Source organism: Mycolicibacterium tusciae (assembly GCF_002086795.1).
Lineage (GTDB): Bacteria > Actinomycetota > Actinomycetes > Mycobacteriales > Mycobacteriaceae > Mycobacterium > Mycobacterium tusciae.
In genome coordinates this window covers 356542-380745 of sequence record NZ_MVIM01000004.1, presented here as the reverse complement: position 1 = coordinate 380745, position 24204 = coordinate 356542, and the positions used below count along the sequence as shown (strand labels likewise).

Below are 24204 nucleotides of genomic sequence, written 5' to 3'. Positions count from 1 at the left end.
ATCCACCCTAATCGGATCGTCGACGCTGGCAGACTCGGGTAGTGGTCGATTTCGACGCGCTCGAAGCCGCAGGAATCGCCAATGCGCGCGGCCGGGCGGCTTTGATCGATTACCTGAACAAGCTCGGGTTCTCGGCCGACGAGATGGTCGAGGCCGAGCGCCGAGGCCGGCTGTTCGGCCTGGCCGGCGACGCGCTGCAGGGGCCGGGTCGTCCGATTTACAGTCTGCGGACGGCCGCCGACGCGCTGGCCGTGTCGCTGCCAGAGGTGGCGACCGCGTGGACCGCGTTGGGACTGACCATCGCCGACCCGGACGCGCTCACGCTGAGTCAGTTGGACGTCGACGGGCTGTCGACGTGGGTGGCGATCAAGGAGCTGGTCGGCGACGAGCCTGCGCTCGCCTTTCTGCGGACTCTCGGCAACGCGATGGCGCGGGTCGCCGAGGCTGGCGGGACGATGGTGCGGATGGCGCAACCCGACCTGCTGATGGCGATCAGCAACGACGAACTCACCACGGCGATGGCATATCGCGAAATCACGGAGATCACCCAGACCTTCGGCGTGCTGATCGATGCGGTGTTCCGACAGCACATCATCAGTGCCAGAACGCATTTCGAGGGTGTCATCACCGACGCGTCGGCGAATGTGACGTGTGGCGTCGGGTTCGCCGATCTCACCGGCTTCACCCAACTGACGCAGGTGATGGACCCGACCGACCTGTTGGACCTGCTCATGGAGTTCGGCGGCTCGGTGTCGGACATCGTGCACACCGACGGTGGCCGCGTGGTGAAGTTCATCGGGGACGAAGTCATGTGGGTGACCTCGACGCCAGAGCTGCTGGTCAAGGTGGCGATCGACCTCGTCGAGCATCCGCGGGCCCGCGAGACCGGCCTGAGGGTGCGCGCCGGCCTCGGATACGGCTCCGTGCTGGGCATATACGGCGACTACTTCGGCAATCCGGTGAACCTGGCGGCCCGCCTCGTCGCGGCGGCGGCCCCCGGCCAGATCCTGGCCTCCTCCGATGTCCGCGACCAGCTGCCGGAATGGCCCGCCATTCCGCAGGAACCGTTGACACTCAAAGGTTTCGACGAGCCGGTCGCGGCCTACGACCTGCACCTTGCCCGGTGAGCGATATGGTTATCGCTCGTGAGCCCAGCTAGCACCGGTTTTCAGGTCCCCACCGTCACCGTCAGTTCGTCGCTGCCCAAGCGCAAGGTCGACGACTCCGTGCTGATCGTCGCCGTGATCAGCGGCTCCGATGAGGACGCCAAGGCAACGGTGGTCGGCAACCCGTTCCTCGACGCCGAAGCGGTCGGTGAGATCGAGGTGGCCCTCGAGGCACTCGGCGCGAAGGGCGGCTCCGACCAGGTCACCCGAGTCGTCGCGCCGTCGCTGCCGGTGGCGAGCGTGGTAGCGGTCGGGCTCGGTAAGAACCGCGACGCGTGGCCCGCGGACGCGATCCGGCGTGCGGCCGGCGTCGCCGCGCGATCGCTCAACGGTGTCGAGAACGTCATCACCACGCTGTCGGACATCGATCTGGGCGCCGCGATCGAGGGGCTGATCCTGGGGGCCTACCGCTTCAACGACTTCCGCAGCGAGAAAACCGCTCCCAAGGACAACGGCCTGCGCGCCATCACGGCGCTGACGGCCGACACGAAGACCAGGACCAAGGAGGCCGCGGCCAGGGCGACGGATATCGCCACCGCCGTGGCGACTGCGCGCGATTTCGTGAACACTCCGCCCAGCCACCTCTTCCCCGCCGAATTCGCCAAGCGCGCAGAGGCTTTGGGCAAGGCAGCGGGCCTGGACGTCGAGGTGCTCGACGACAAGGCACTCGACAAGGCGGGCTACGGAGGAATCATCGGAGTCGGCAAGGGCTCGTCGCGTCCGCCCCGGCTGGTCCGGCTCACTCACCGCGGAGGTAAGGGCAAGAAATCGAAGACGGTCGCGCTGGTCGGCAAGGGCATCACCTTCGATACCGGCGGCATCTCGATCAAGCCGGCCGCGAACATGCACCACATGACCTCCGACATGGGCGGCGCGGCAGCCGTCATCGCCACCGTGGTGCTGGCCGCCAAGCAGAAGCTGCCGATCGACGTCATCGCCACGGTGCCGATGGCCGAGAACATGCCGTCGGCGACCGCGCAGCGACCGGGCGACGTACTCACCCAGTACGGCGGCATCACCGTCGAGGTGCTCAACACCGATGCCGAGGGCAGGCTGATCCTGGCCGACGCGATCGCGCGGGCCTGCGAGGACGACCCCGACTACCTGATCGAGACATCGACGCTCACCGGCGCCCAGACCGTTGCGCTGGGCGCGCGCACCCCTGGCGTGATGGGCAGCGAGGAGTTCCGCGATCGGGTGGCCGAACGCAGCCAGCAGGCCGGTGAGAACGCGTGGCCGATGCCGCTGCCCGAGGAGCTCAAGGACGACCTCAAGTCGACGGTGGCCGACCTCGCCAACGTGAGCGGTTCGCGCTACGCCGGAATGCTGGTCGCCGGAACGTATCTGCGCGAGTTCGTCGCCGACGGGGTGCAGTGGGCGCACATCGACATCGCGGCGCCCGCGTACAACACCGGCGGGCCATGGGGCTACACCGGCAAGGGGGGCACCGGCGTCCCGACGCGGACGATGTTCGCCGTCCTGGAAGACATCGCCGAGAACGGGTAACTCACCCAACAGCCGGCGAACGTGGGTTACCCGCACGCAATAGGTCGGTTGGGCGTGACACACCTCCACACTCGAGACCGGTGGCGGACACTCGGCTAGCTACAGAATCTTGCCGCGCGCGGTGCTCCGCATCACCTGCGGCAGCAGGCGTGAAACGCCATAGAGGACGTAAGCCTCGGGTGCGACGGGCCGGATCGCCTTGTTCTTGCGCACCGACGAGACAATGGCCTTCGCCACCTTCTCCGGACCGTAACGCCTTGCGGAGAAAGCCTTTTCAATCTGCTTACGGCGCGCTTCGACCTTCGCCAACTTGTTGGCGGGCACGTCGAACCGGGTTGTGTGGACGATGTTCGTGTCGATGACGCCGGGGCAGATCGTCGTGAGTCCGATACCGGCCTCATCGAGTTCGGCGCGCAGGCAGTCGCCGAACATGAACACGGCGGCCTTGCTGGTGGAGTAGGCGTTCATCGACTGTTGTGGCGAGTAGGCCGCCATCGACGAGACGTTGACGACATGCCCGCCCGCTCCGCGGTCGACGAGCCTGCGCCCGAATGACCTGCAGCAGTTTACGACTCCACCGAAGTTGATGTTGAGCACGCGGTCGTACTCATCGCGGGGGGTGTCGAGAAACATGCCTGAATGCCCGACACCCGCGTTGTTCACGACGACATCGGGCACCCCGTGTTCGGCGCACACCTCCTCGGCGAACCGCTCGACGGCGTCGGCATCGGCGACGTCGAGGGCGTACGCATGAGCCATTCCGCCCCTTGACACGATCGCCGCGGCGGTCTCCTTGGCGCCCGCCTCGTTGATATCGCTGACTACCAGTTCCGCACCCAGCCTTGCGAATTCGAGGGCGGTAGCGCGCCCGATACCGCTGCCTGCGCCGGTGACCGACACCAACGTGTCGCCGAACGGTTCACGGGGACGGCCGACCTGTGCGCGCCGCAGCTCTCTGCTCGGCGGCTCGCCCTCGAGGAAGTCGACCAGCTGGTGCACCGACCGCGCGACCGTCGCCGGGTGCGACATCGGCGACCAATGGCCGGCGCCGATGTCGCGACGCCACAGTCGCGGCACCCAGTTGTGGGTGTCCGCATAGACGTAAGGCCGGATGAACGGATCGTTCGAATTCACGATGACCTGGACCGGGACGTCGATATAGGGATCGCGCTTGGGGGGCACGAATGCGCGGAAGTAGTTGGCGCGGTAGACCCTCAAGCTGTTGACAGCGTCGGTCTTGTAGGTCTGCGAATGGTGCACCTGATCGGCCGGTATGCCGTCGCGGTTCTTCAGCATCGAGGTGACCCGATCGGCGAGGGTTCTGCGGACAGCCATCGGTGCGAGCACGGGGACGGAAAACGCACCCATATAGGTCAGCCGGCCCAGCTGGCCGAGCGCCTGCGCGAACCTGCGCAGCTGGTAAGGCCGTCTGAGGCTGCTCATCACGAATCGGTTCGTGTGATCGATGCTGGGGCCGGACAGCGTCGTGAACGACGCGACATGGTCGCTCGCGTCGGGCCGGGCCAGGTACTCCCACATGCCCGCCGAGCCCCAGTCGTGCGCCAGCACGTGCACCTTCTCACCGGGCGCGAGGGTGCCGATCACCGCGGCGAAATCATCTGCGTAACAAGACATCCGATATTCGGATGTCGATGTCGGCGCCGACGAACTCCCCACTCCGCGGTTGTCGTAGCGCAGGACGCGGAAACGGTCCGCCAGCAGCGGCACTACGCCGTCCCACAGCACATGGGAATCGGGCCAGCCATGCACCAGCACGATCGGAGGACCGTCGGGGTTGCCTTCTTCGTACACCGCGATCTGAACTCCGCCGCTGCTGTCGACGCGCCGTTCAGTAGCCTCCGCCGTCGACCTCATGGCACCTCCGCGAGTTAGTGGGACCGCTGGTACCGTATCAGCCTTCCAGCTCCTCGCGGGCGGCACGTTTGCGTTCGATCCGTCGCCGAGCGTCGTAGTCGCGCATCCGTTGTGGGTATCCGACCTTCTGCACGTCGTAGACCGGGATCTTGAGCCGGTCGGAGAGCCTGCGCGCTCCGGCGTCTCCCCCCGCACGTCGCCTCGTCCACTCACCGTCGGCAGCCACCAGCACGACCGTGACGTCGGTGACGGTGGTTCTCGGCTCGACGAATGCTTCGACACCGTGGTGGTCGGCAACCCACTGGCGGAGGTACTTCAGATCCGCGGCCGGGTCGTCCCCGCCGCTCTTTGACCTGCGCGCACCGCGCGAGAACCTGTCGAACAAACCCACCTCGGGCCGCGCTCCCTTCGTCTACCTCCTTCGATAGTGCCAGAGCATCGGCTCACCGAGTCTGCGGCGAAAGCTTGGTACGGACGTGACAGGATGGGAACAGATAGATCGACCACCTGCGACAGACCGTTCGAGGGAGCCCAAACGCATGGCCATCTCCGTTCAGATGCCCGCACTCGGTGAGAGCGTCACCGAGGGGACTGTCACCCGCTGGCTCAAGCAAGAGGGAGACACGGTCGAACAGGACGAGCCGCTGTTGGAAGTGTCCACCGACAAGGTCGACACCGAGATTCCCTCGCCCGCGGCCGGAGTGCTGCAGAAGATCGTGGCCCAGGAGGACGACACCGTCGAGGTCGGCGGCGAGCTGGCCGTCATCGGCGAGGCGGGCGAATCAGGCGGCGATGACTCCGGATCCGACTCCGAGCCCGACGAGAAGCCTGCCGAGGAAGAGCCCAAGCCGGCCGAAGAACCTGCCGCGCAGGAGGAGCCCGCCGCCGAGGAGCAGGAAGAAGAAGAAGCGCCCGAGCCGGAATCCAAGCCCGAGTCCAAGCCGGCCGCCAAGTCATCGGGCTCGGCCACGTCGGTGAAGATGCCCGAACTCGGTGAGTCGGTGACCGAGGGCACCGTGACCCGGTGGCTGAAGAAGGTCGGCGACACAGTCGAGGTCGACGAGCCGCTTGTCGAGGTGTCCACCGACAAGGTCGACACCGAGATCCCGTCGCCGGTGGCCGGCACGCTGGTATCGATCACCGCCGAAGAGGACGACACCGTCGAGGTCGGCGGCGAGCTGGCCAAGATCGGCGACGCGGACGCTGCAGCCGAGTCCGAACCGGAGCGAGAGCCAGAGCCGGAGCCCGAGCCCGAGCCCGAGCCCGAGAAGGAACCCGAACCCAAAGAAGAAGCCAAGCCGGAACCCAAGCAAGAGGCCAAGTCCGAGCCCAAGCCGGAACCCAAGCAAAAGGCCGAGCCCGAGCCCAAGCCGGAACCCAAAGCGGAGCCCAAGCAGGAGGCGAAACCCGACTCCGAGGCGCCGTCGGGTGACGGCTCGCCGTATGTGACGCCACTGGTCCGAAAGCTGGCCGCCGAGAACGACGTCGACCTGGCCTCGGTGAAGGGAACCGGCGTCGGCGGACGCATCCGTAAGCAGGATGTCCTCGCCGCCGCCGAAGCCAAGAAGGCACCGGCGGCCGAGCCGGCCGCGCAGGCGCCTGCGACCCGCGCCGCCGCACCGCAGCAGCCGGCCACTCCGGCACCCGCGCTGGCGCATCTGCGCGGCACCACGCAGAAAGCCAACCGGATCCGGCAGATCACCGCGAAGAAGACGCGTGAATCCCTGCAGGCCACAGCGCAGTTGACGCAGACCCACGAGGTCGACATGACCAAGGTGGTCGCGCTGCGGGCCAGGGCGAAGAAGGACTTCGCCGAGCGCGAAGGCGTCAACCTCACGTACCTGCCGTTCATCGCACGCGCGGTGATCGATGCGCTGAAGACGCATCCCAACGTCAACGCGAGCTACAACGAAGAGTCCAAGGAGATCACCTACTACGACGCCGAGCACCTTGGCTTCGCGGTGGACACCGAGCAGGGCTTGCTTTCGCCGGTGGTCAAGAACGCCGGGGACCTGTCGCTCGCCGGGCTGGCGCGCGCGATCGCCGATATCGCGGATCGCGCGCGTTCGGGCAACCTCAAGCCAGACGAACTGTCCGGCGGTACGTTCACCATCACCAACATCGGCAGCCAGGGCGCGCTGTTCGACACGCCGATCCTCGTTCCGCCGCAGGCGGCGATGCTGGGCACCGGTGCGATCGTGAAGCGGCCGCGGGTGATCGTCGACGACTCGGGGAACGAGTCGATCGGTGTGCGGTCCATCTGCTACCTGCCGTTGACGTATGACCACCGGCTGATCGACGGCGCAGACGCCGGACGTTTCGTGACCACCATCAAGCGGCGTCTCGAGGACGGCGCGTTCGAGGCCGATCTGGGTCTCTAAAGACCGGGAAGGACTGCCGTCCGTCGTGTCCGACGCCGTCATTGCGATCGCCGGATCGTCCGGCCTCATCGGTTCTGCTTTGGTGTACGCCCTGCGGGCCACCGATCGCCGGGTGCTGCGGATCGTGCGCCGCGCACCGTCCAACCCCGACGAGGTGTTTTGGAACCCCGACACCGGCGAATTCGACCCGGGCGCGTTGGCCGGGGTCGACGCCGTGGTGAACCTGTGCGGTGTCAACGTCGGCGACAAACGATGGTCGGGGGCGTTCAAGCAGGCCCTGCGCGACAGCCGTATCGGGCCGACCGAGGTGTTGTCCGCCGGGGTCGCCGAAGCCGGTGTGCCGGTGCTCGTCAACGCCAGCGCGGTCGGTTACTACGGCAACACCGGCAGCCGCACCGTCGACGAAACCGCGCCCCCCGGCGACGGCTTCCTGGCCCAATTGAGCCAGGACTGGGAAGCCGCGGTGGCGGCTGCCGAGCGTAACGGCGCCAGGGTGGTTCTGCTGCGCAGTGGACTGGTGCTGACGGACGCCGGCGGGGTGCTCGGGCGCCTCAAACTGCTGTTCTCGCTTGGCCTGGGTGCCCGGCTCGGCGACGGACGCCAATACATGCCGTGGATCAGCCTGGAGGACGAGGTGCGCGCGATACTGTTCGCGATCACCAAGGACGAGTTGTCGGGTCCGGTGAATTTGACCGGACCCGCGCCGGTTACCAACGCCGAGTTCACCACCGCCCTTGGACGCGCGGTGAATCGCCCCACACCGCTGATGGTGCCCGGATTCGCGTTGCGGGCCGCGTTCGGTGAATTCGCCGACGAAGGCCTGCTCGGAGGCCAGCGCGCCATTCCGGCCGCCCTGGAGCGCGCCGGATTCGAGTTCCACCACAACACGATCGGCGAGGCGCTGGCGTTCGCCACCGCGCCGAAGGCCGGCTAGCGCGTACCGTCAAAGACATGGCGCCAGTGTCCATTCGGTCGGTGACGACACCCATCGACGTGCAACGACTTGGCACCGTCGACTATCGGCAGGCCTGGCAGCTGCAGCGCGAGCTGGCCGACGCGCGCGTCGCAGGCGGCCCCGACACACTGCTCCTGCTCGAACACCCGTCGGTCTACACGGCGGGCAAGCGCACCCTGCCCAGTGAGAGGCCCGGCACGCCCGACGTTCCGGTCATCGATACCGACCGCGGCGGCAAGATCACCTGGCACGGTCCCGGACAGTTGGTGGGCTATCCGGTGATCGGTCTGGCCGAGCCGTTGGACGTGGTGAATTTTGTTCGGCGCCTTGAGGAGTCGCTCATCACGGTGTGCGCCGACCTCGGCTTGGAGACGTGCAGGATCGAGGGCCGCTCCGGGGTGTGGGTGCGTGGGTCGTCCTCGAGATCGGCTGCCGCTCCGGCCCGCAAGGTGGCCGCCGTCGGTATCCGGGTGTCGCGATCGACGACACTGCACGGGTTCGCGCTGAACTGCGATTGCGACCTGTCCGCGTTCTCGGCGATCGTGCCGTGTGGCATCTCCGATGCCGGGGTCACCTCGTTGACCGCCGAGTTGGGCCGGCAGATCCGGGTCGCCGATGTCATCGACCCGGTGGCCGCGGCCGTCGGTGCCGCCCTCGACGGCCGCCTGTCGGTAGCATTGACGCAGTGACAATCGCTCCTGGGTCCAACGCCGCCGGTCATGCGGCTCCGGAGGGCCGAAAGCTGCTGCGTCTCGAGGTGCGCAATGCCGAGACGCCCATCGAGCGTAAGCCGCCGTGGATCAAGACCCGGGCCAAGATGGGCCCGGAGTACAAGGACCTCAAGGCGCTGGTCCGTCGCGAGGGCTTACACACGGTCTGCGAGGAGGCGGGCTGCCCCAACATCTTCGAATGCTGGGAGGACCGGGAGGCCACGTTCCTCATCGGCGGCGAGCAGTGCACCCGGCGCTGCGACTTCTGCCAGATCGACACCGGCAAACCCGCCGAACTCGACCGTGACGAGCCGCGCCGCGTCGCCGAAAGTGTGCAGGCGATGGGACTGCGTTATTCGACGGTCACCGGGGTGGCCCGCGACGACCTTCCCGACGGCGGTGCCTGGCTGTACGCCGAGACCGTCCGCGCCATCAAACAGCTGAACCCGACCACCGGCGTAGAGTTGCTGATCCCCGACTTCAACGCCGATCCGCAACTGCTGGCCCAGGTGTTCGAGGCGCGGCCAGAAGTGTTGGCGCACAACGTCGAAACGGTACCCCGTATCTTCAAACGGATCCGTCCGGGCTTCCGCTACGAACGCAGCCTTTCGGTGCTGACCGCGGCGCGCGCCGCGGGTCTGGTCACCAAGTCCAACCTGATACTCGGCATGGGCGAGACGCCGGACGAGGTGCGCGCGGCATTGACCGATCTGCACGAGGCGGGTTGCGACCTCGTCACCATCACGCAGTACCTGCGACCGTCGGTGCGGCATCACCCCGTCGAGCGCTGGGTCAAGCCCGAGGAGTTCGTCGAACACGAACGCTTCGCCACCGAGCTCGGCTTCGCCGGTGTGCTCGCCGGCCCGCTGGTGCGGTCGTCGTACCGCGCGGGACGCCTGTATGCGCAGGCCGTCGCGGCTCGGCCCGCGGACTCCACCGGAGCCGCGACGTCGGCGGCATCGCACTCCGTATCCTGAACAAATGGCAAAACCCCGCAATACCGCCGCGAACAAGGCGGCCAAGGCCGAGGCCAAGGCGGCTCGCAAGGCGGCCTCGAAGCAGCGCCGCAGCCAGCTGTGGCAGGCCTTCCAGATTCAGCGCAAAGAGGACAAGCGGCTCCTGCCCTACATGATCGGCGCGTTCGTGCTGATCGTGGCGGCCTCGGTGGCCCTCGGGATCTTCGCCGGCGGGTTCACCACGTACCTGATGATCCCGCTGGGCGTGGTGCTTGGAGCACTCGTCGCGTTCATCATCTTCGGCCGCCGGGCGCAGAAGTCGGTGTACCGCAAGGCCGAAGGGCAGACTGGTGCGGCGGCGTGGGCGCTGGACAATTTGCGCGGCAAGTGGCGGGTTACTCCAGGCGTCGCGGCCACCGGTCATTTCGACGCGGTGCACCGGGTGATCGGGCGTCCCGGCGTGATCTTCGTGGGTGAAGGTTCGGCGTCGCGGGTCAAGCCGCTGCTGGCTCAAGAGAAGAAACGCACCGCGCGACTGGTGGGCGACGTCCCTATCTACGACATCGTGATCGGCAACGGCGAGGACGAGGTTCCGCTCGCCAAGCTCGAACGCCACCTCAACAAGCTGCCCGCGAACATCACCGTCAAGCAGATGGACTCACTGGAGTCGCGGCTGGCGGCGCTCGGCAGCAAGATCGGACCAGCCGCGATGCCGAAGGGCCCGCTGCCGGCACAGGCCAAGATGCGCGGCGTGCAACGCACTGTCCGAAGGAAGTGATACCGGGGGGAACCAGGTGTGCACTGCGTGCGATTGGGCACCGCACTTCGCCGCATTCGGTCGCGAGCCGGCGACATCAAGCCGGAGTGATCGCCCGCCTCTCACGCGCCGCACACTGCTGACCGCCGCCGGCGTCACTGTCGCGGTGACGGCGGCCAGCGCGTGTACGGTCCAGCCCGGCCCCGAGGCACCGCGGACGTCCGTCGGCGGCGCACCGAATCGTGCCGACTTCGTGTTCCGCAACGGCCCGATCTACACCGTGTCGACGGCGGCGCCGTGGGCCGAAGCCGTCGCCGTCACCGGCAACGCGATCAGCTACGTCGGAGACGAGGCGGGCGCGATGGCGCTCACCGGACCCGACACGAAGGTCATCGATCTGGCGGGCCGACTGCTGATGCCTGGTTTCGTCGAGGGCCACATCCACCCATTCCTCGGCGCGTTCCTGACCACCGGCGTAGACCTGCAGGTGCCGACGGGCGCCGACGCATTGGCCGCGATCGCCCAGTACGCCAAGACCAACCCAGAGGGCCCGGTGCGTGGATTCGGTTGGCGCGTCGACATGTTCGGCCCCGACGGGCCGACCCGCGCCGACCTCGACAAGGTTCTGCCGGACCGACCCGGCTTCTTCTTCGCCATCGACGGGCACAGCCTGTGGGCCAACAGCAAGGCTCTGGAGACGGCGGGCATCACCCGCGAATCCGAGGACCCCATTCCCGGATTCAGCTACTACGTCCGCGACGAGAACGGCGAACCGACCGGCTACGTCCTTGAAGTCAATGCCGTGCTCGGTCTGGTCAACGCGATCGAGCCGATCTCCCCCGAGACCATGGGAAAGCTGATGGAGGCGTGGCTGCCGAAGGCCTCGGCGGCGGGCATCACGTCGGTGTTCGACGCGGGTGTGCCACCCATCGGTGACGACCAGGGCGCGTTGATCGAGCTCTATGCCGACACCGAGTCCAGGGGCGCGTTACCGTTCCGCGTCGTCGCGTCCTACAGCGTCAAATCGCCGCCGGTCGTCGACGCGGCCGCCAAGCTGACCGACATCCGCGACCGGATCTCGACCGAGCTGGTCCAGGTCGACGCCGTCAAGATCATCGGTGACGGGACCCAGGGCGGATACACGGCGTGGCTGATCGAGCCGTACGCGGACAAACCCGACTCCGCCGGCGCGTCGCCGTTCACCGATGACCAGTGGCACCAACTAATCGGCGGAGTCGACGCCGCCGGATTCGACGTGCACGTCCATGCGTGTGGTGAACGGACCGCGAGGGTCGCGCTGGACTCCATCGAGCGGGTCATCGCGGCGAACCCGCCCCGGGACCGCCGACACACTGTCGCGCACCTGGTCTATGTCCAGGACCCCGACAACCAGCGGTTCGGCAAGCTCGGGGTCGTCGCCCAGTTCTCCGCGAACTGGATGTCCGCTGACCCCGACACGGTGGTGAACATGGCGGCCCGGTACGGCAAGCCCCGCCAGGATCTGATGTACCGCCCGCGGGACGTGTTGGAGTCCGGCGGCCGCATCTCGTTCGGCACCGACTGGCCGGCGGCGGGGTACTTCTCGACCTACAAACCGCTGGATTCAATACAGCTCGGTGTGACACGCCAATTGATCGGTGAACCCGACGCCGAGGTGCTGCCACCTGCCGACCAGAGGCTGTCAGTCGAGGAGGCGGTGCACGCCAACACGCTGGGTGCCGCCTACCAGATCCGGTTGGACGACAAGGTGGGCTCGCTCGAGGTCGGCAAGCTCGCCGACATGATCGTTCTCGACACGAACATCCTCGAGGTCGATCCGCACGACATTCACCGGGCCCGGGTCACGATGACCGTGATGAACGGCCAGGTCCGCCACCAGGTCTGAGGCATCAGCGTTTGACGACCGCCGTGCCCGTGAAGCGGTCCTGGTAGCCGCGCAGATCGCTGTCGGTGAACAGCGCCGGGATGACGAAGAACACCAGTATCCCGCGTACGGTCGCCCGGCCGAGACCGACGTGAATCCGATTGTCGATGGAGGCCACCCGCACGCCGAGTGCCAGCTGTCCCGGAGTGAAGCCGAACAGGCGCACGGAGATGATGCCGAGCACGACCCAGACCACGGCGATGGAGGTCGATCCCAGCGGGGTGTAGAGGAAGGTCTGCTGGTTCATCAGACCGACGGCGACGAGCAGCCCGACCAGCCCGTACGCGATGAACCAATCGATCAGCAACGCGGCGATGCGCCTGCCGAACCCGGCGATCGATCCGGCACCGGACGGGGGCAGGCCGAGACGCTGGCCGGGGTATTCGTTGGCTCCTGATTCGCCGCTCGGGTCCGAACCCGACAGCCAGGACCCCAGGGGACGGGACATACTGTCAGGATATGCGCTGCGGCATTGCGTAACTTCGGCGCAACATGAGGTTGATGACGGTGCAACATCGTGTCCATAGCGTCTACGCGCGGGTTACCAGATATAAGGAGAGTTCTCAGTGGCAGATAAGACGGCTGACGACGTCATCAAGCTGATCAAGGATGAGGAAGTCGAATACGTCGACATCCGGTTCTGCGATCTGCCCGGCGTGGTCCAGCACTTCTCGATCCCAGCGTCCGCGTTCGACGAGAGCGTTTTCGAGGACGGTTTGGCCTTCGACGGTTCGTCGGTGCGCGGCTTCCAGTCGATCCACGAGTCCGACATGATGCTGTTGCCCGACCCCGAGACCGCGCGCATCGATCCGTTCCGCGCGGCCAAGACGGTGAACCTCAACTTCTTCGTGCACGACCCGTTCACCCGCGAGGCCTACTCGCGCGACCCACGCAACGTGGCCCGGAAGGCGGAGAACTACCTCGCCAGCACCGGCATCGCCGATACCTGCTTCTTCGGCGCCGAGGCCGAGTTCTACATCTTCGACTCGGTGAGCTTCGACTCCAAGATGAACGGCACCTTCTACGAGATCGACTCCGAGTCCGGGTGGTGGAACTCGGGCGAGCCGTTCGAGGCCGACGGATCCCCCAACCGTGGCTACAAGGTGCGCCCTAAGGGCGGGTACTTCCCCGTTGCCCCGTACGACCACTACGTCGACCTGCGCGACCAGATGTGCACCAACCTCCAGAACGCCGGCTTCATCCTGGAGCGCGGCCACCACGAGGTGGGCACCGCCGGACAGGCCGAGATCAACTACAAGTTCAATACGCTGCTGCACGCGGCCGACGATCTGCTGCTGTTCAAGTACATCATCAAGAACACCGCATGGCAGGCGGGCAAGACCGTCACGTTCATGCCCAAGCCGCTGTTCGGCGACAACGGCTCCGGCATGCACGCCCATCAGTCGCTGTGGAAGGACGGCCAGCCGTTGTTCCACGACGAGTCGGGTTACGCGGGCCTGTCGGACACCGCACGCCATTACATCGGCGGCATCCTGCACCACGCACCGTCGCTGCTGGCATTCACCAACCCGACGGTGAACTCCTACAAGCGCCTGGTGCCGGGCTATGAGGCGCCGATCAACCTGGTGTACAGCCAGCGCAACCGCTCGGCGTGTGTGCGTATCCCGATCACCGGCAACAACCCGAAGGCCAAGCGCCTCGAATTCCGTTGCCCGGACAGTTCGGGCAACCCGTACCTGGCGTTCGCGGCGATGATGATGGCCGGCCTGGACGGCATCAAAAAGAAGATCGAGCCGCAGGCGCCGGTCGACAAGGACCTCTACGAGTTGCCGCCGGACGAGGCCGCCAGCATCCCGCAGGCTCCGACGTCGCTGTCCGCGGTGATCGACAAGCTCGAAGAGGATCACGAATACCTCACCGAGGGTGGCGTTTTCACCGAGGACCTAATCGAGACCTGGATCTCCTACAAGCGGGAGAACGAGATCATGCCCGTGCAGATCCGTCCTCACCCCTACGAGATCGCCCTGTACTACGACGTGTAAGTAGTGGAGCTCTGACCGAGGGGCCGGGTGGCGTTCGCGCCATCCGGCCCTTCGTGATCCGACTGTGAAAATTCTGCCCGTCTACGCGTAGGGTCGATGGGCATGACGACCAATTTGGACGCCCGTCTCGCCGGCTACCACTCGCCCGTCTTGAGCCTCTTCCGCATCGTCTTAGGCCTGATGTTCACGATGCACGGCACGCAGAAGCTGTTCGACTGGCCGATCGCGTCGCCTGCGCCGATCGAAACGGGCTCCTTCCCGTACTGGTGGGCCGGGCTCCTCGAACTGGTCTTGGGCATCCTGATCACGCTTGGGCTGTTCACCCGGATCGCGGCGTTCATCGCCTCCGGCGAGATGGCGTTCGCGTACTTTTACGCGCACTGGCCCATCCTCAAGGGCGATGCAACCCAGCCGTTCTGGCCGATCGCCAACGGCGGCGAACTCGCCGTCGCGTACTGCTTCGGCTTCCTACTGCTCGCCACGACGGGTGCCGGTGTCTGGGCTGTCGATAGCCGACGGCGCACCCGCGCCGGCGGCGTCGCACCCGGCCGTGTGGTCACCGGCACCGCGGCACCGGCAGGCCACGCGACAGGTCAGCCCGTCCGCCGCGGCGGACTGCTCAGCCGCTTCCGCCGCCGGTAGCTCAGTCCAGCGCCATGTCCTTGCGGAACTTGCGCATGCCGTCGATCTTCTCGTCGAGGGTGGCCAGCGGTCCCGAGTAGAACATCCACGGCATGGTGATGATGCCATCGATGCCGCCCGCGGTCGCGCGGGCGTAGTGCTCGGGGGTGAACGCGTCGGTCAGCGGCGTGATAACGACGAAGTCGTCCATCGACAAGCCCTGCGCCGCCCGCATTTCGCGCAACTTTTCCACTCGTATCAGCGCCTGGTCGGTGCTGATCAGGTCGCCAATCCAGCCGTCGTGTTTCGCGGCGCGACGCAAGGCGATGTCGGAAAGCCCACCGACGTAGATCGGAATGGGCGGTGGCGTCGGCTCCATCTCCAGCCGCGGTGTCTGGTAGAACTCGCCGTCGAACTCGGTCCAGCCCGGCTTCCAGAGCTCCTTCATCAGCGCAAGCATCTCGTCCGTGCGCTTTCCGCGACGGGCGAATTGCTGCCCCATCAAGGTGAACTCTTCCTCGCACCAGCCGACCCCGATACCGAGTTCCAACCGCCCGCCGGCCAACAACGCCGACGTGCCAATCGATTTCGCCGCCGAGTACGGGTCACGCATCGCGGGCAAATAGACCGTCGTGACGAACCGCAGCCGCGTCGTCACCATGGCGAGGGCGCCGATCAGCACCCAGGGGTCCGGCCAGTCGGTGAAGGCTTCCCACCGCCGCTTGCCGTCCTTGGTATACGGATACGGCGTCTTCAGCGTCTCGAGGTTGATGACGTGGTCCGGGATGCCCAGGCCGTCGTAGCCGAGATCATCGGCGGCCTTGGCGATCTCGACGACTTCGCTGGTATCGAGGAAGGCAGCGCTCACATAGATCTTCATCCGGCGTCACGCGCCCACGCCGGGCGAATGAACACGCCTTCCGCCTCGACCGTCGGGCCGTCGGCATCCTTCAAATAGCCTCGGGCGAAAGTCTTCACACCCTCGGACCGCTCTACAAAAGCCTCCGCGCGCAGCGGCCCCAGCGGCGTGCCACGCAAATAGCGCAGTGAGATCGTGCCGGTGAACTTCGGTTGGGTCAGCCCCTCGCTGGCCGCCTCGCCGAGCAGGTGGTCGAGCACCAGGGCGCAGATGCCGCCGTGCACCCATCCCGGTGGCCCCTCGTAGGCGCCGCTGAGGGTGAATTCGCTCCAACACTGTCCATCGTCCTCGTGGTGGATGATCATAGGTGGCGCGATCGCATTCCGCAGTCCCACAGCGGGATTGGCCCACGCCAGCGGCCGCCCGGTGGCCTCGTGCCGCAGCGTCGACGTGACGGCGCGCTGCTTGCTTTCGAGCAGCGCGGTCAACGCGTCGATCTTGTGCTGAGCGTCGCGCACGGTGTCCTCGTCGACCTCGGTGTGCAGACCGGCGTCGATGAGCCTGCGCAGCGATTCAGTCAGCGGACCGTACAGCGCGCGTTGGCGCTCGTACTCCGCATCGCTGATCAGGTCGAACCCGAAGTCCATGCTCACTCGCCGAACACCTTTCGTACCACCGCTTTTGCCCTACGCGTAACTCGTAGGTAGTTGTCGAGGAACTCGCCGCCATCGTCACTCTCCCAGCCGGCGGCCAGCGCCACCGCATTGAGCTGACGTCCCGGCCCCGGAAGCTGATCAGTCGCCTTCCCGCGCACCAGCACCAGCGCATTGCGCGCCCGCGTCGCGGTCAGCCAGGCCTGCCGAAGCAGTTCGACATCGCCCTCGGCGATCAGCTCGGCCGCGCCGATCGCGTTGAGTGCCTCGAGCGTCGAAGAGTTGTGCAACGCAGGAACTTTGTGGGCATGCCGCAGTTGGATCAGCTGCACTGTCCACTCGATGTCGGCGAGTCCGCCGCGGCCGAGCTTGGTGTGCGTATTCGGGTCGGCGCCGCGCGGCAGCCGTTCGGCATCGACGCGCGCCTTGATGCGCCGGATCTCCTGGACCGCCTGCTGCGAGACACCGCCCGCGGGATACCGCGTCTTGTCGATCATCAACAGGAAGCGCTCCCCCAGATCGGGATCACCGGCCACCCGGTGCGCGCGCAGCAGCGCCTGCACCTCCCACGTCTGAACGTACTTCTCGTAGTAGGCCTCATAGGAGGCAAGCGTTCTCACCAACGGACCGCTGCGGCCCTCGGGTCGAAGGTTGGCGTCGACCTCCAACGGCGGATCCGCGGACGGCGTGCCGAGCAGCGTGCGCACCTTCTCCGCCACCGACCCCGCCCACTTGACCGCGACCGAGTCCTCGAAGCCCGCGTTCGGTTCACACACGAACATCACGTCGGCGTCCGACCCGTAGCCCAATTCGGCGCCACCGAGGCGGCCCATCCCGATCACGGCGATACGCGCGGGCGCGCCGTCTTCACCTGTGTTGTCCCGGATCACCGCCTCCAGCGCGGCCTGCAGTACGGCCACCCACACCGACGTCAGCGCCTGGCACACGTCGGTCACCTCGAGCATGCCCAGCAGGTCGGCCGACGCGATGCGGGCCAGTTCGCGCCTGCGCAGGGTGCGCGCCGCGGCGATCGCCCGCACCGGGTCGGCATGACGCCCCGCCGAGGCGACAAGCGCTCGGGCCACCCCTTCTGGCTCGACTTCGCACAGCTTCGGTCCGCTGGGCCCGTCAGCATAGAGCTGGATGACCTCAGGGGCCCTCATCAGCAGTTCGGGCACATACGCCGAGGTGCCCAGCACTTGCATCAGCCGCTTGGCCACCGCGCCCTCGTCGCGAAGTGTCGACAGGTACCACCGCTCGTCGGACAGCGACTCGCTGATCCGCCGGTACGACAGCAGACCGACGTCGGGGTCGGGCGTATCCGAGAGCCAGTCCAGCAGGGTCGGCAGCAACACCCGCTGTACCTGTCCGCGGCGGCCGCCCTCGCCCGTCAGCGCCCTCAGATGGGTCAGCGCGCTCTGCGGCCCCTCGTAGCCGAGCGCGGCCAGCTGACGCTCGGCGGCGTCGGCACTGAGTCCCTCCGGAATCCCGAAGGCGCCAACCGATTCCAGCAGCGGCTGATAGAAGAGCTTGGCGTGCAGCCGCGATACCCGCATGCTCTGCCGCTTCAGCTCTTCGCGCAGCACGCCGAGAGCATCGTGGGTGCCGTCGGGGCGGATGTGTGCGGCCCTCGCCAGCCAGCGCAGCGCCTCGTCGTCGTCATCCTCGGGGAGGATGTGCGTGCGCTTGAGCCGTTGCAGCTGCAACCGGTGTTCGAGCAGCCGCAGGAACTCGTATGACGCGGTCAGGTTCGCGGTGTCGTCGCGGCCGATGTAGCCGCCGTTGCCGAGCGCGGCCAGCGCGTTGACCGTCGACGCCACGTGCAGCGATTCGTCGTGGCGGCCGTGCACCAGCTGCAGCAGCTGGACCGCGAACTCGACATCACGCAGCCCGCCGGGTCCGAGTTTGATCTCGCGGGCGCGCATGCCCGCGGGCACGTTGTCGATGACGCGACGACGCATCGCCTGCACCTCGGGAACGAAGTCCTCCCGCTCGCATGCCGTCCATACCATCGGCATCAACGCGTCGATGTACTGCTTGCCGAGCTCGGCGTCACCGACGGCGGGTCGCGCTTTCATCAACGCCTGGAACTCCCACGTCTTGGCCCAGCGCTGGTAGTAAGCGACGTGCGAGTCGAGCGTGCGGACCAACTGGCCGCGTTTGCCCTCGGGACGCAGCGCGGCGTCCACTTCGAAGAACGCGTCACCTGCGAAGCGCATCATCTCGCCGGCCACCCGGGTCGCGATCGCGAGCTGGTCCGCCGAGCCCTCGGCCACGAAGATCACGTCGACGTCGCTTACGTAGTTCAGCTCCCGCGCACCGCACTTGCCCATCGCGATGACGGCCAACCGTGGCATCTCGCCGCCCACCGACTTGTGCGCAACGGTCAACGCTGCGTCGAGCGCCGCATCGGCAAGGTCGGACAGATGCTCACCGACCGTCGTGAACGGCAGGACGGCTTCGTTTTCCACGGTCGAAGCCAGGTCCAGACCCGAAAGCACCAGCAGCCCGTCGCGATACAGGCTTTGCAGCGGTTGCAGCGCATCCCTTGCATCCGTTGCCTTTTCGGCAAGATCGCGGAAGGTTGTGCGCAACTCCTCGGCCGACGGCAACGTCACCCGTCCGGCCAACAGCTTCCAGCTCTCGGGGTGGGCGACAAGGTGGTCGCCGAGCGCCAGCGACGACCCGAGCACGCTGAACAGCCGGCCGCGCAGACCGCGGTCGGTCAGCAGTTGATGATTGAGTTCGCTCCAGCCGTCGCCCAACGCGTCGACCAAACGGACCATCGCGGCCAGCGCGGTGTCGGCGTCCGGTGCGCGCGACAACGACCACAACAACTCGACGTGGGCATCGGTGTTCCAACCCAACCGATCGAGGTCGGCGGGCGCGGAGGGTTCGACCAGCCCAAGGCGTCCCACGCTGGGCAGCTTCGGTCGCTGCGTCGCAGGTTTGGCCACGGCTCGACGTTAGCGCACCAGCTCCGGGGGCTGGATTACAGACGGCTACAGCGACAAGTAGGTCTTGAGCTCGAAGGGCGTGACGTGGCTGCGGTAGTTCTCCCACTCGGCGCGCTTGTTGCGCAGGAAGTAGTCGAACACGTGCTCCCCCAACGCTTCTGCGACGAGTTCGGAGTTCTCCATCTCGGTGAGCGCCACACCGAGGCTGCCCGGCAGCTCCTTGTAGCCCATCGCGCGGCGTTCCTCGGGGGTGAGGTTCCACACGTTGTCCTCGGCCTGGGGACCCAAAACGTAGTTCTTCTCAATGCCGCGCAGCCCCGCGGCGAGCAGGACGGCGAAGGTCAGATAGGGGTTGCACGCCGAGTCGGGGCTGCGCACCTCGACGCGTCGCGACGATGCCTTGCGCGGTGTGTACATCGGGACCCGCACGAGCGCCGACCGGTTGGCCGCTCCCCAGCTCGCCGCGGTCGGCGCCTCGCCGCCGTGGACGAGCCGCTTGTAGGAGTTCACCCACTGATTGGTGACGGCGCTGATCTCGTTGGCGTGTTCGAGGATGCCCGCGATGAACGACTTGGCGACATCGGAAAGCTGCAACACGTCATCGGGGCTGTGGAAGGCGTTGTTCTCGCCCTCGAACAAGCTCATGTGGGTGTGCATCGCCGAGCCGGGATGTTCGGAGTACGGCTTGGGCATGAACGTGGCCCGCACACCGTCGCCGAGCGCGACCTCCTTGACGACGTATCGGAAGGTCATCACGTTGTCGGCCATCGACAGCGCATCGGCGTAACGCAGGTCGATCTCCTGCTGGCCCGGGGCGCCCTCGTGGTGGCTGAACTCCACCGAGATGCCCATCTGCTCGAGTGCGTCGATGGCGTGGCGGCGGAAGTTCGGCGCGGCGTCGTGCACGGCCTGGTCGAAGTAGCCGCCGTTGTCGGCGGGGACGGGCACGCTGCCGTCGTACTCACCCGGCTTGAGGAGGAAGAACTCGATCTCGGGGTGCACGTAGCAGGAGAAGCCGAGATCGCTGGCCTTGGACAGCTGGCGGCGCAGCACGTGGCGGGAGTCCGCCCACGACGGCGAACCGTCGGGCATCGTGATGTCGCAGAACATGCGCGCTGAGTGGTGGTCGCCGGCACTGGACGTCCACGGCAGCACCTGGAACGTGGACGGATCGGGCCGCGCCACCATGTCGGCCTCGGAAACCCGGGCGAAGCCTTCGATCGCCGAACCGTCGAAGCCGATGCCCTCCTCGAACGCGCCTTCGAGTTCGGCGGGCGCGATGGCGACCGATTTGAGGTAACCGAGCACATCGGTGAACCACAACCGGACGAAGCGGATATCGCGTTCTTCCAGCGTGCGCAGCACGAATTCCTTCTGCCGGTCCATATCCGCAGGGTATGCACCGGCTGTTAAATCTGTGTTACGGCGATGAGCGCTTGCGCGAAGAGCAGGTAAATCGGGCGGCTTGACATGGCAGTGCGTACGGTCAGGCGTCGAGTTCGTAGCTCAGCCAGGTCGACTTCGCCGCGCCGATTCCGTCGTATAGCCGTTGCGCCGTCGCGTTGTCAGGGGCCGTCTCCCACACCAACTTCTCGGCACCGCGGTCGCGGCACAGCTGCAGACCCCGCTCGATCAGCGTCCGGCCGGTGCCGTTGCCACGGGCCGCCGACTCCACGTACAGATCGTTGAGCACGCCGACGCGAGCGGCGTACAACGTCTGCCAGGTCCAGTAGATCGTCGCAAATCCCAGCGGTGTTCCGTCGACGCGCGCGATCAGCTGCACACCCTCGTCGGGGTGGTCGATCAGAGAGTTCGACAGGGCCAGCAGGCGCTCATCGGACGGCTCCACGCGATAGAAGTCGCAATAGCCGCGCATCATCGGTAACAGCTCCGGCAGATCCGAAGCCGTGACACCGGTGATGTTCACTCGCAACGGACGCCCTCGGGCGGGACCGTGAGATCGACCAGGTACGACGCCGCGATGTCGTCGATGCAGCCCTCGCCCTGGAAGCCGACGGTGTGCTGCGTGCCGACGAAGGTGACCAGCGTGCCACCCAGCTGACGCGCCAGGTCGACGCCCGCCTCGTACGGGGTGGCGGGGTCGTTGGTCGTCGAGATCACCAGGATCGGCGGCAGCCCGTCGACCTTGATCTCGTGCGGTTCGGTCGTCGGAGGGACTGGCCAGAACGCGCACGTCCCCAGCGGAGCGTGCCCGGTGAACTCGCCGTAGCTCATGAACGGCGCCGCTTCACGAGCCCGCCGGTCCTCCTCGATGGCCTTGGCACGGTCCGTCACCGCCGGCTTGTCGACGCAGTTGACCGCCACGCGGACGTCGGTCGAGTTGTTGTAGTGGCCGTTCTCGTCGCGGCCCATGTAGAGATCGGCCAGCGCCAGCATCGTGTCGCCCTCCCCGTCCTCGATCTCCTTGAGGGCCTGGGTGAGGTGGCGCCACAGATTCGGCGAGTACAGCGGCAGGATGGTGCCGACGATCGCGTCGGAGTAGCTCAGCCCGCGCGGATCACGCGTCTTCAACGGGTTCTCCACCAGCGGGTCGACCATGCTGCGGTAGACGTCGACCGCCTTGGCGGGATCGGTGCCCAGCGGGCAGTCCGCGTTCTCGGCGCAGTCGGCGGCGTAATCGTTGAACGCGGTCTGGAATGCCTTGGCCTGGCGGATGTTGGCCTCGGTGGGATCGGCGTTGGGGTCGATGGCGCCGTCGAGGATCATCGCGCGCACCTTGTCGGGATAGGCCTCCGCGTACAGCGCGCCGATGCGGGTGCCGTACGAGTAGCCCAGATAGTTCAGCTTCTCGTCGCCGAGAGCCTGCCGCATCGCGTCGAGATCCTTGACGACGCTGGCGGTTCCGACGTTGGCGAGGAACTCGTCGCCCATCTTGTCGACGCAACGCTGAACGAACGCCTTGGTTTCGGACTCGATGTGCTCGACACCCTCGGGCGTGTAGTCCACCTGAGGGTCGGCGCGGAGCCGGTCGTTGTCCGCGTCGGAGTTGCACCACACCGCGGGCGTGGAGGCCGCCACGCCGCGCGGGTCGAAGCCGACCAGATCGAATCGTTGGCGGACGCTGTCGGGTAGCAGCCCGACCATGCTGGTCGCCGCCGCGACACCCGACTCGCCAGGACCGCCGGGGTTGACGATCAGGGAGCCGATCTTGTCTCCGGTCGCCTTGAACCGGATCATCGCCAGCCGCGCGACCTCGCCGTCAGGCTCGGCCCAGTTCACCGGAACCGACAACATTCCGCACTCGGCACCGACGGGTGCCGGTTCGCCGTCGGAGGACGAGTTCTCGCACTCGCCCCACTCGATCGGCGATCCCGGCGGGGGCACGGCGACAACGCCGCGGCCCTCGACCAGATTCGTGCAACCGGCGACCAGCAACATCAACGCCGTCACTTGGACGCCGATCTTCAGGCTCATGGCACCACATGCTGCCATGACCGCACATCCGCGCTGGCTAGGCGGCTATCGCGTGGCGCTCAGCAACTCGTCGAGGGCGGCCTTGAAGTCGTCGGCCATGTCCCACAGATCGGGCAGCAACTCCGGACAGGACACGATGCCGACGTTGAGCTTTCCGGCCAGCGACATCACGGTGATGTTCAGACCCGAGCCATGGAAAATCGGCCCCAGCGGGTACATGGCGTCCACCTCGCAGCCCAGGTAGTACAGCGGAACCTGTGGGCCCGGGACGTTGGAGACGACGAGGTTGTGCACCGGCCTGGCCCCGCTCAGCCGGCTGGCGGCGTAGACCCGCATCGCCACACCGAACACCGCGGGTGCCGCGAATTGGGTCCAGTCCTGTAGCAGGGTCGCCCCGATCGCCGAACTATGTTGTTTGGCAACCGAATTCGAGTCGGCGATGGATTTCAGCCGCTCCGCCGGGTCCTCGATGTGCGTCTCCAGCTTGGAGAACATGCCCGACACCTGGTTGCGACCGGGCCGGTCCGACTTGTCGTGCACCGACACCGGCACCATGGCGACCAACGAGTTCTCCGGCAACTCACCGCGATCGTCGAGGAACTTGCGCAGCACACCGGACACCAGCGCCATCACCACGTCATTGACCTTGACCCCGAAATGGTTCTTGACGGTCTTGATGTCCTCGAGGTCCAGCTGCGCGAACGCCACGTTGCGGTGTCCGGTGACGTTGCTGTTCCACGCGGTCTTGGGAGCGACGAACGGGGCCGTCATGGCGTTGCCCCCGCGGGCCCGGCGGGCAGTGTCCACGACCGTCGACAGGGTCGACGGCAGCGCATTGATCAGCTTCAGCGGCCGGGTGGCGAACTTGAGGGCGCCGGATACCGCGATCTCGAGCTCGCTCGCATCACCGGGACCGTCGACCGGGTCGGGAGGTGGGGCGTCGGCTTCGGTGCTGCACAGCTGCGACATGAGGTTGGCTCCCGAAACCCCGTCGACACCGGAGTGATGGACCTTGGTCATCACGACGATGCGTCCGCCCTCCTGCGGGTCGGTGCCGTCGACGTTCTCGATCACCCACTTCTCCCACAGCGGCCGGCTGCGGTCCAGCGACAACGATGCGATGTGCCCGCAGATCTCGGCCAGCTCGCGCCGGCCTCCCGGCGATGGCAGCCCTATGCGGTGCAGGTGCCGGTCGACATCGAAATCCTTGTCGTCCACCCACACTGGATGGTCGAGGTTGAACCGGCTGTCGGCGAGCTTCTCCCGGAATTGCGGCATCGCCTTGATCCTCAGGTCGAACGCGTCGCGGAATCTGTCGAAGGTGTAGCCGCCTGGCATGGTCGACGTGTCCAGCTCGAGGATCGAGCACACATGCAGCGGTTGCTGCGCGGTCTCGAGATACAGGAAACTGGCGTCGAGTCCGCTTAACCGTTGCATGCCGCCGAT

The 24204-nt window shown here is 66.7% G+C and carries 20 protein-coding genes; 10 read left to right on the top strand and 10 right to left on the bottom strand.

Annotated features, from left to right (window positions below):
• Nucleotides 1-41: 41 nt before the first annotated feature.
• Together BST47_RS10405 and BST47_RS10400 are read left to right on the top strand one after the other, a co-directional pair.
• On the top strand, nucleotides 42-1127 hold the full coding sequence (locus BST47_RS10405) for an adenylate/guanylate cyclase domain-containing protein (RefSeq protein ID WP_083125434.1): 1086 nt from the start codon (nucleotides 42-44) through the stop codon (nucleotides 1125-1127).
• Between the two features lie 18 nt (nucleotides 1128-1145).
• Nucleotides 1146-2672 carry a leucyl aminopeptidase gene (locus BST47_RS10400; RefSeq protein WP_083125433.1) on the top strand — a complete coding sequence of 509 codons (1527 nt, stop codon included), beginning with the start codon at nucleotides 1146-1148 and terminating at the stop codon, nucleotides 2670-2672.
• Between the two features lie 99 nt (nucleotides 2673-2771).
• On the opposite strand, the gene BST47_RS10395 is transcribed toward BST47_RS10400, so the two are convergent.
• The gene (locus tag BST47_RS10395) at nucleotides 2772-4547 is read right to left on the bottom strand and encodes an SDR family oxidoreductase (RefSeq protein ID WP_083125432.1); all 1776 of its coding nucleotides are present in this window, start codon (nucleotides 4545-4547) and stop codon (nucleotides 2772-2774) included.
• A 37-nt stretch (nucleotides 4548-4584) separates the two neighbouring features.
• On the bottom strand, nucleotides 4585-4938 hold the full coding sequence (locus BST47_RS10390) for an oxidoreductase (RefSeq protein WP_083125431.1): 354 nt from the start codon (nucleotides 4936-4938) through the stop codon (nucleotides 4585-4587).
• A 148-nt stretch (nucleotides 4939-5086) separates the two neighbouring features.
• Here BST47_RS10390 and sucB point away from each other — a divergent pair, with 148 nt between their 5' ends.
• Genes sucB through BST47_RS10360 form a run of 6 tightly spaced genes read left to right on the top strand, consistent with a single transcriptional unit; the run spans nucleotide 5087 to nucleotide 12191 of the window.
• Nucleotides 5087-6928, top strand: coding sequence for a 2-oxoglutarate dehydrogenase, E2 component, dihydrolipoamide succinyltransferase (gene sucB / locus BST47_RS10385; RefSeq protein ID WP_083125430.1), 1842 nt, complete (start codon nucleotides 5087-5089; stop codon nucleotides 6926-6928).
• 25 nt (nucleotides 6929-6953) lie between these two features.
• On the top strand, nucleotides 6954-7862 hold the full coding sequence (locus BST47_RS10380) for a TIGR01777 family oxidoreductase (protein ID WP_083125429.1): 909 nt from the start codon (nucleotides 6954-6956) through the stop codon (nucleotides 7860-7862).
• Between the two features lie 17 nt (nucleotides 7863-7879).
• The gene (gene lipB / locus BST47_RS10375; RefSeq protein WP_083125428.1) at nucleotides 7880-8572 is read left to right on the top strand and encodes a lipoyl(octanoyl) transferase LipB; all 693 of its coding nucleotides are present in this window, start codon (nucleotides 7880-7882) and stop codon (nucleotides 8570-8572) included.
• Nucleotides 8569-9570 carry a lipoyl synthase gene (gene lipA / locus BST47_RS10370; protein ID WP_083125427.1) on the top strand — a complete coding sequence of 334 codons (1002 nt, stop codon included), beginning with the start codon at nucleotides 8569-8571 and terminating at the stop codon, nucleotides 9568-9570. Before lipB ends, lipA begins: the two co-directional genes overlap by 4 nt.
• A gap of 4 nt (nucleotides 9571-9574) precedes the next feature.
• The gene (locus BST47_RS10365; RefSeq protein WP_083125426.1) at nucleotides 9575-10327 is read left to right on the top strand and encodes a DUF4191 domain-containing protein; all 753 of its coding nucleotides are present in this window, start codon (nucleotides 9575-9577) and stop codon (nucleotides 10325-10327) included.
• Between the two features lie 16 nt (nucleotides 10328-10343).
• Nucleotides 10344-12191, top strand: coding sequence for an amidohydrolase (locus BST47_RS10360; protein WP_083125425.1), 1848 nt, complete (start codon nucleotides 10344-10346; stop codon nucleotides 12189-12191).
• 4 nt (nucleotides 12192-12195) lie between these two features.
• Here the strand turns inward: BST47_RS10360 and BST47_RS10355 are convergent, their stop codons facing one another.
• The gene (locus BST47_RS10355; RefSeq protein WP_083125424.1) at nucleotides 12196-12678 is read right to left on the bottom strand and encodes an RDD family protein; all 483 of its coding nucleotides are present in this window, start codon (nucleotides 12676-12678) and stop codon (nucleotides 12196-12198) included.
• 118 nt (nucleotides 12679-12796) lie between these two features.
• On the opposite strand from BST47_RS10355, the gene glnA (BST47_RS10350) reads away from it, so the two are divergent.
• Nucleotides 12797-14233: a type I glutamate--ammonia ligase gene (gene glnA / locus BST47_RS10350; protein WP_083125423.1), complete on the top strand. Its 1437-nt coding sequence runs from the start codon at nucleotides 12797-12799 to the stop codon at nucleotides 14231-14233.
• A 102-nt stretch (nucleotides 14234-14335) separates the two neighbouring features.
• On the top strand, nucleotides 14336-14875 hold the full coding sequence (locus BST47_RS10345) for a DoxX family protein (RefSeq protein WP_083125422.1): 540 nt from the start codon (nucleotides 14336-14338) through the stop codon (nucleotides 14873-14875).
• Between the two features lies 1 nt (nucleotide 14876).
• On the opposite strand, the gene BST47_RS10340 is transcribed toward BST47_RS10345, so the two are convergent.
• The 7 genes from BST47_RS10340 to BST47_RS10310 form a co-directional block, all read right to left on the bottom strand.
• Nucleotides 14877-15734, bottom strand: a complete 858-nt coding sequence (locus BST47_RS10340; protein ID WP_083125421.1) for a TIGR03619 family F420-dependent LLM class oxidoreductase — start codon at nucleotides 15732-15734, stop codon at nucleotides 14877-14879.
• A complete protein-coding gene (locus BST47_RS10335; RefSeq protein ID WP_083125420.1) occupies nucleotides 15731-16360 on the bottom strand; it encodes a PaaI family thioesterase in 630 nt (209 codons plus the stop codon). Before BST47_RS10335 ends, BST47_RS10340 begins: the two co-directional genes overlap by 4 nt.
• 2 nt (nucleotides 16361-16362) lie before the next feature.
• Nucleotides 16363-19323 (bottom strand): bifunctional [glutamine synthetase] adenylyltransferase/[glutamine synthetase]-adenylyl-L-tyrosine phosphorylase, encoded by a 2961-nt coding sequence (locus BST47_RS10330; RefSeq protein WP_083125419.1) that lies wholly within the window; start codon nucleotides 19321-19323, stop codon nucleotides 16363-16365.
• A gap of 45 nt (nucleotides 19324-19368) precedes the next feature.
• Nucleotides 19369-20709, bottom strand: a complete 1341-nt coding sequence (gene glnA / locus BST47_RS10325) for a type I glutamate--ammonia ligase (protein ID WP_083125418.1) — start codon at nucleotides 20707-20709, stop codon at nucleotides 19369-19371.
• A gap of 100 nt (nucleotides 20710-20809) precedes the next feature.
• Entirely contained in the window at nucleotides 20810-21250 is a 441-nt protein-coding gene (locus BST47_RS10320) for a GNAT family N-acetyltransferase (protein ID WP_234809645.1), read from the bottom strand.
• Nucleotides 21247-22758 (bottom strand): alpha/beta hydrolase, encoded by a 1512-nt coding sequence (locus tag BST47_RS10315; protein WP_107528918.1) that lies wholly within the window; start codon nucleotides 22756-22758, stop codon nucleotides 21247-21249. Before BST47_RS10315 ends, BST47_RS10320 begins: the two co-directional genes overlap by 4 nt.
• A 45-nt stretch (nucleotides 22759-22803) precedes the next feature.
• The gene (locus BST47_RS10310) at nucleotides 22804-24195 is read right to left on the bottom strand and encodes a WS/DGAT/MGAT family O-acyltransferase (RefSeq protein ID WP_083125415.1); all 1392 of its coding nucleotides are present in this window, start codon (nucleotides 24193-24195) and stop codon (nucleotides 22804-22806) included.
• Nucleotides 24196-24204 lie beyond the last annotated feature (9 nt).

Coding starts and splice junctions, on each gene's coding strand:
- BST47_RS10355 (WP_083125424.1), bottom strand. CDS start 12,678: ATGTCCCGTCCCCTGGGGTCCTGGCTGTCGGGTTCGGACCCGAGCGGC.
- BST47_RS10345 (WP_083125422.1), top strand. CDS start 14,336: ATGACGACCAATTTGGACGCCCGTCTCGCCGGCTACCACTCGCCCGTC.
- BST47_RS10315 (WP_107528918.1), bottom strand. CDS start 22,758: ATGAGCCTGAAGATCGGCGTCCAAGTGACGGCGTTGATGTTGCTGGTC.
- BST47_RS10395 (WP_083125432.1), bottom strand. CDS start 4,547: ATGAGGTCGACGGCGGAGGCTACTGAACGGCGCGTCGACAGCAGCGGC.
- lipB (WP_083125428.1), top strand. CDS start 7,880: ATGGCGCCAGTGTCCATTCGGTCGGTGACGACACCCATCGACGTGCAA.
- BST47_RS10365 (WP_083125426.1), top strand. CDS start 9,575: ATGGCAAAACCCCGCAATACCGCCGCGAACAAGGCGGCCAAGGCCGAG.
- glnA (WP_083125418.1), bottom strand. CDS start 20,709: ATGGACCGGCAGAAGGAATTCGTGCTGCGCACGCTGGAAGAACGCGAT.
- sucB (WP_083125430.1), top strand. CDS start 5,087: ATGGCCATCTCCGTTCAGATGCCCGCACTCGGTGAGAGCGTCACCGAG.
- BST47_RS10310 (WP_083125415.1), bottom strand. CDS start 24,195: ATGCAACGGTTAAGCGGACTCGACGCCAGTTTCCTGTATCTCGAGACC.
- BST47_RS10335 (WP_083125420.1), bottom strand. CDS start 16,360: ATGGACTTCGGGTTCGACCTGATCAGCGATGCGGAGTACGAGCGCCAA.
- BST47_RS10340 (WP_083125421.1), bottom strand. CDS start 15,734: ATGAAGATCTATGTGAGCGCTGCCTTCCTCGATACCAGCGAAGTCGTC.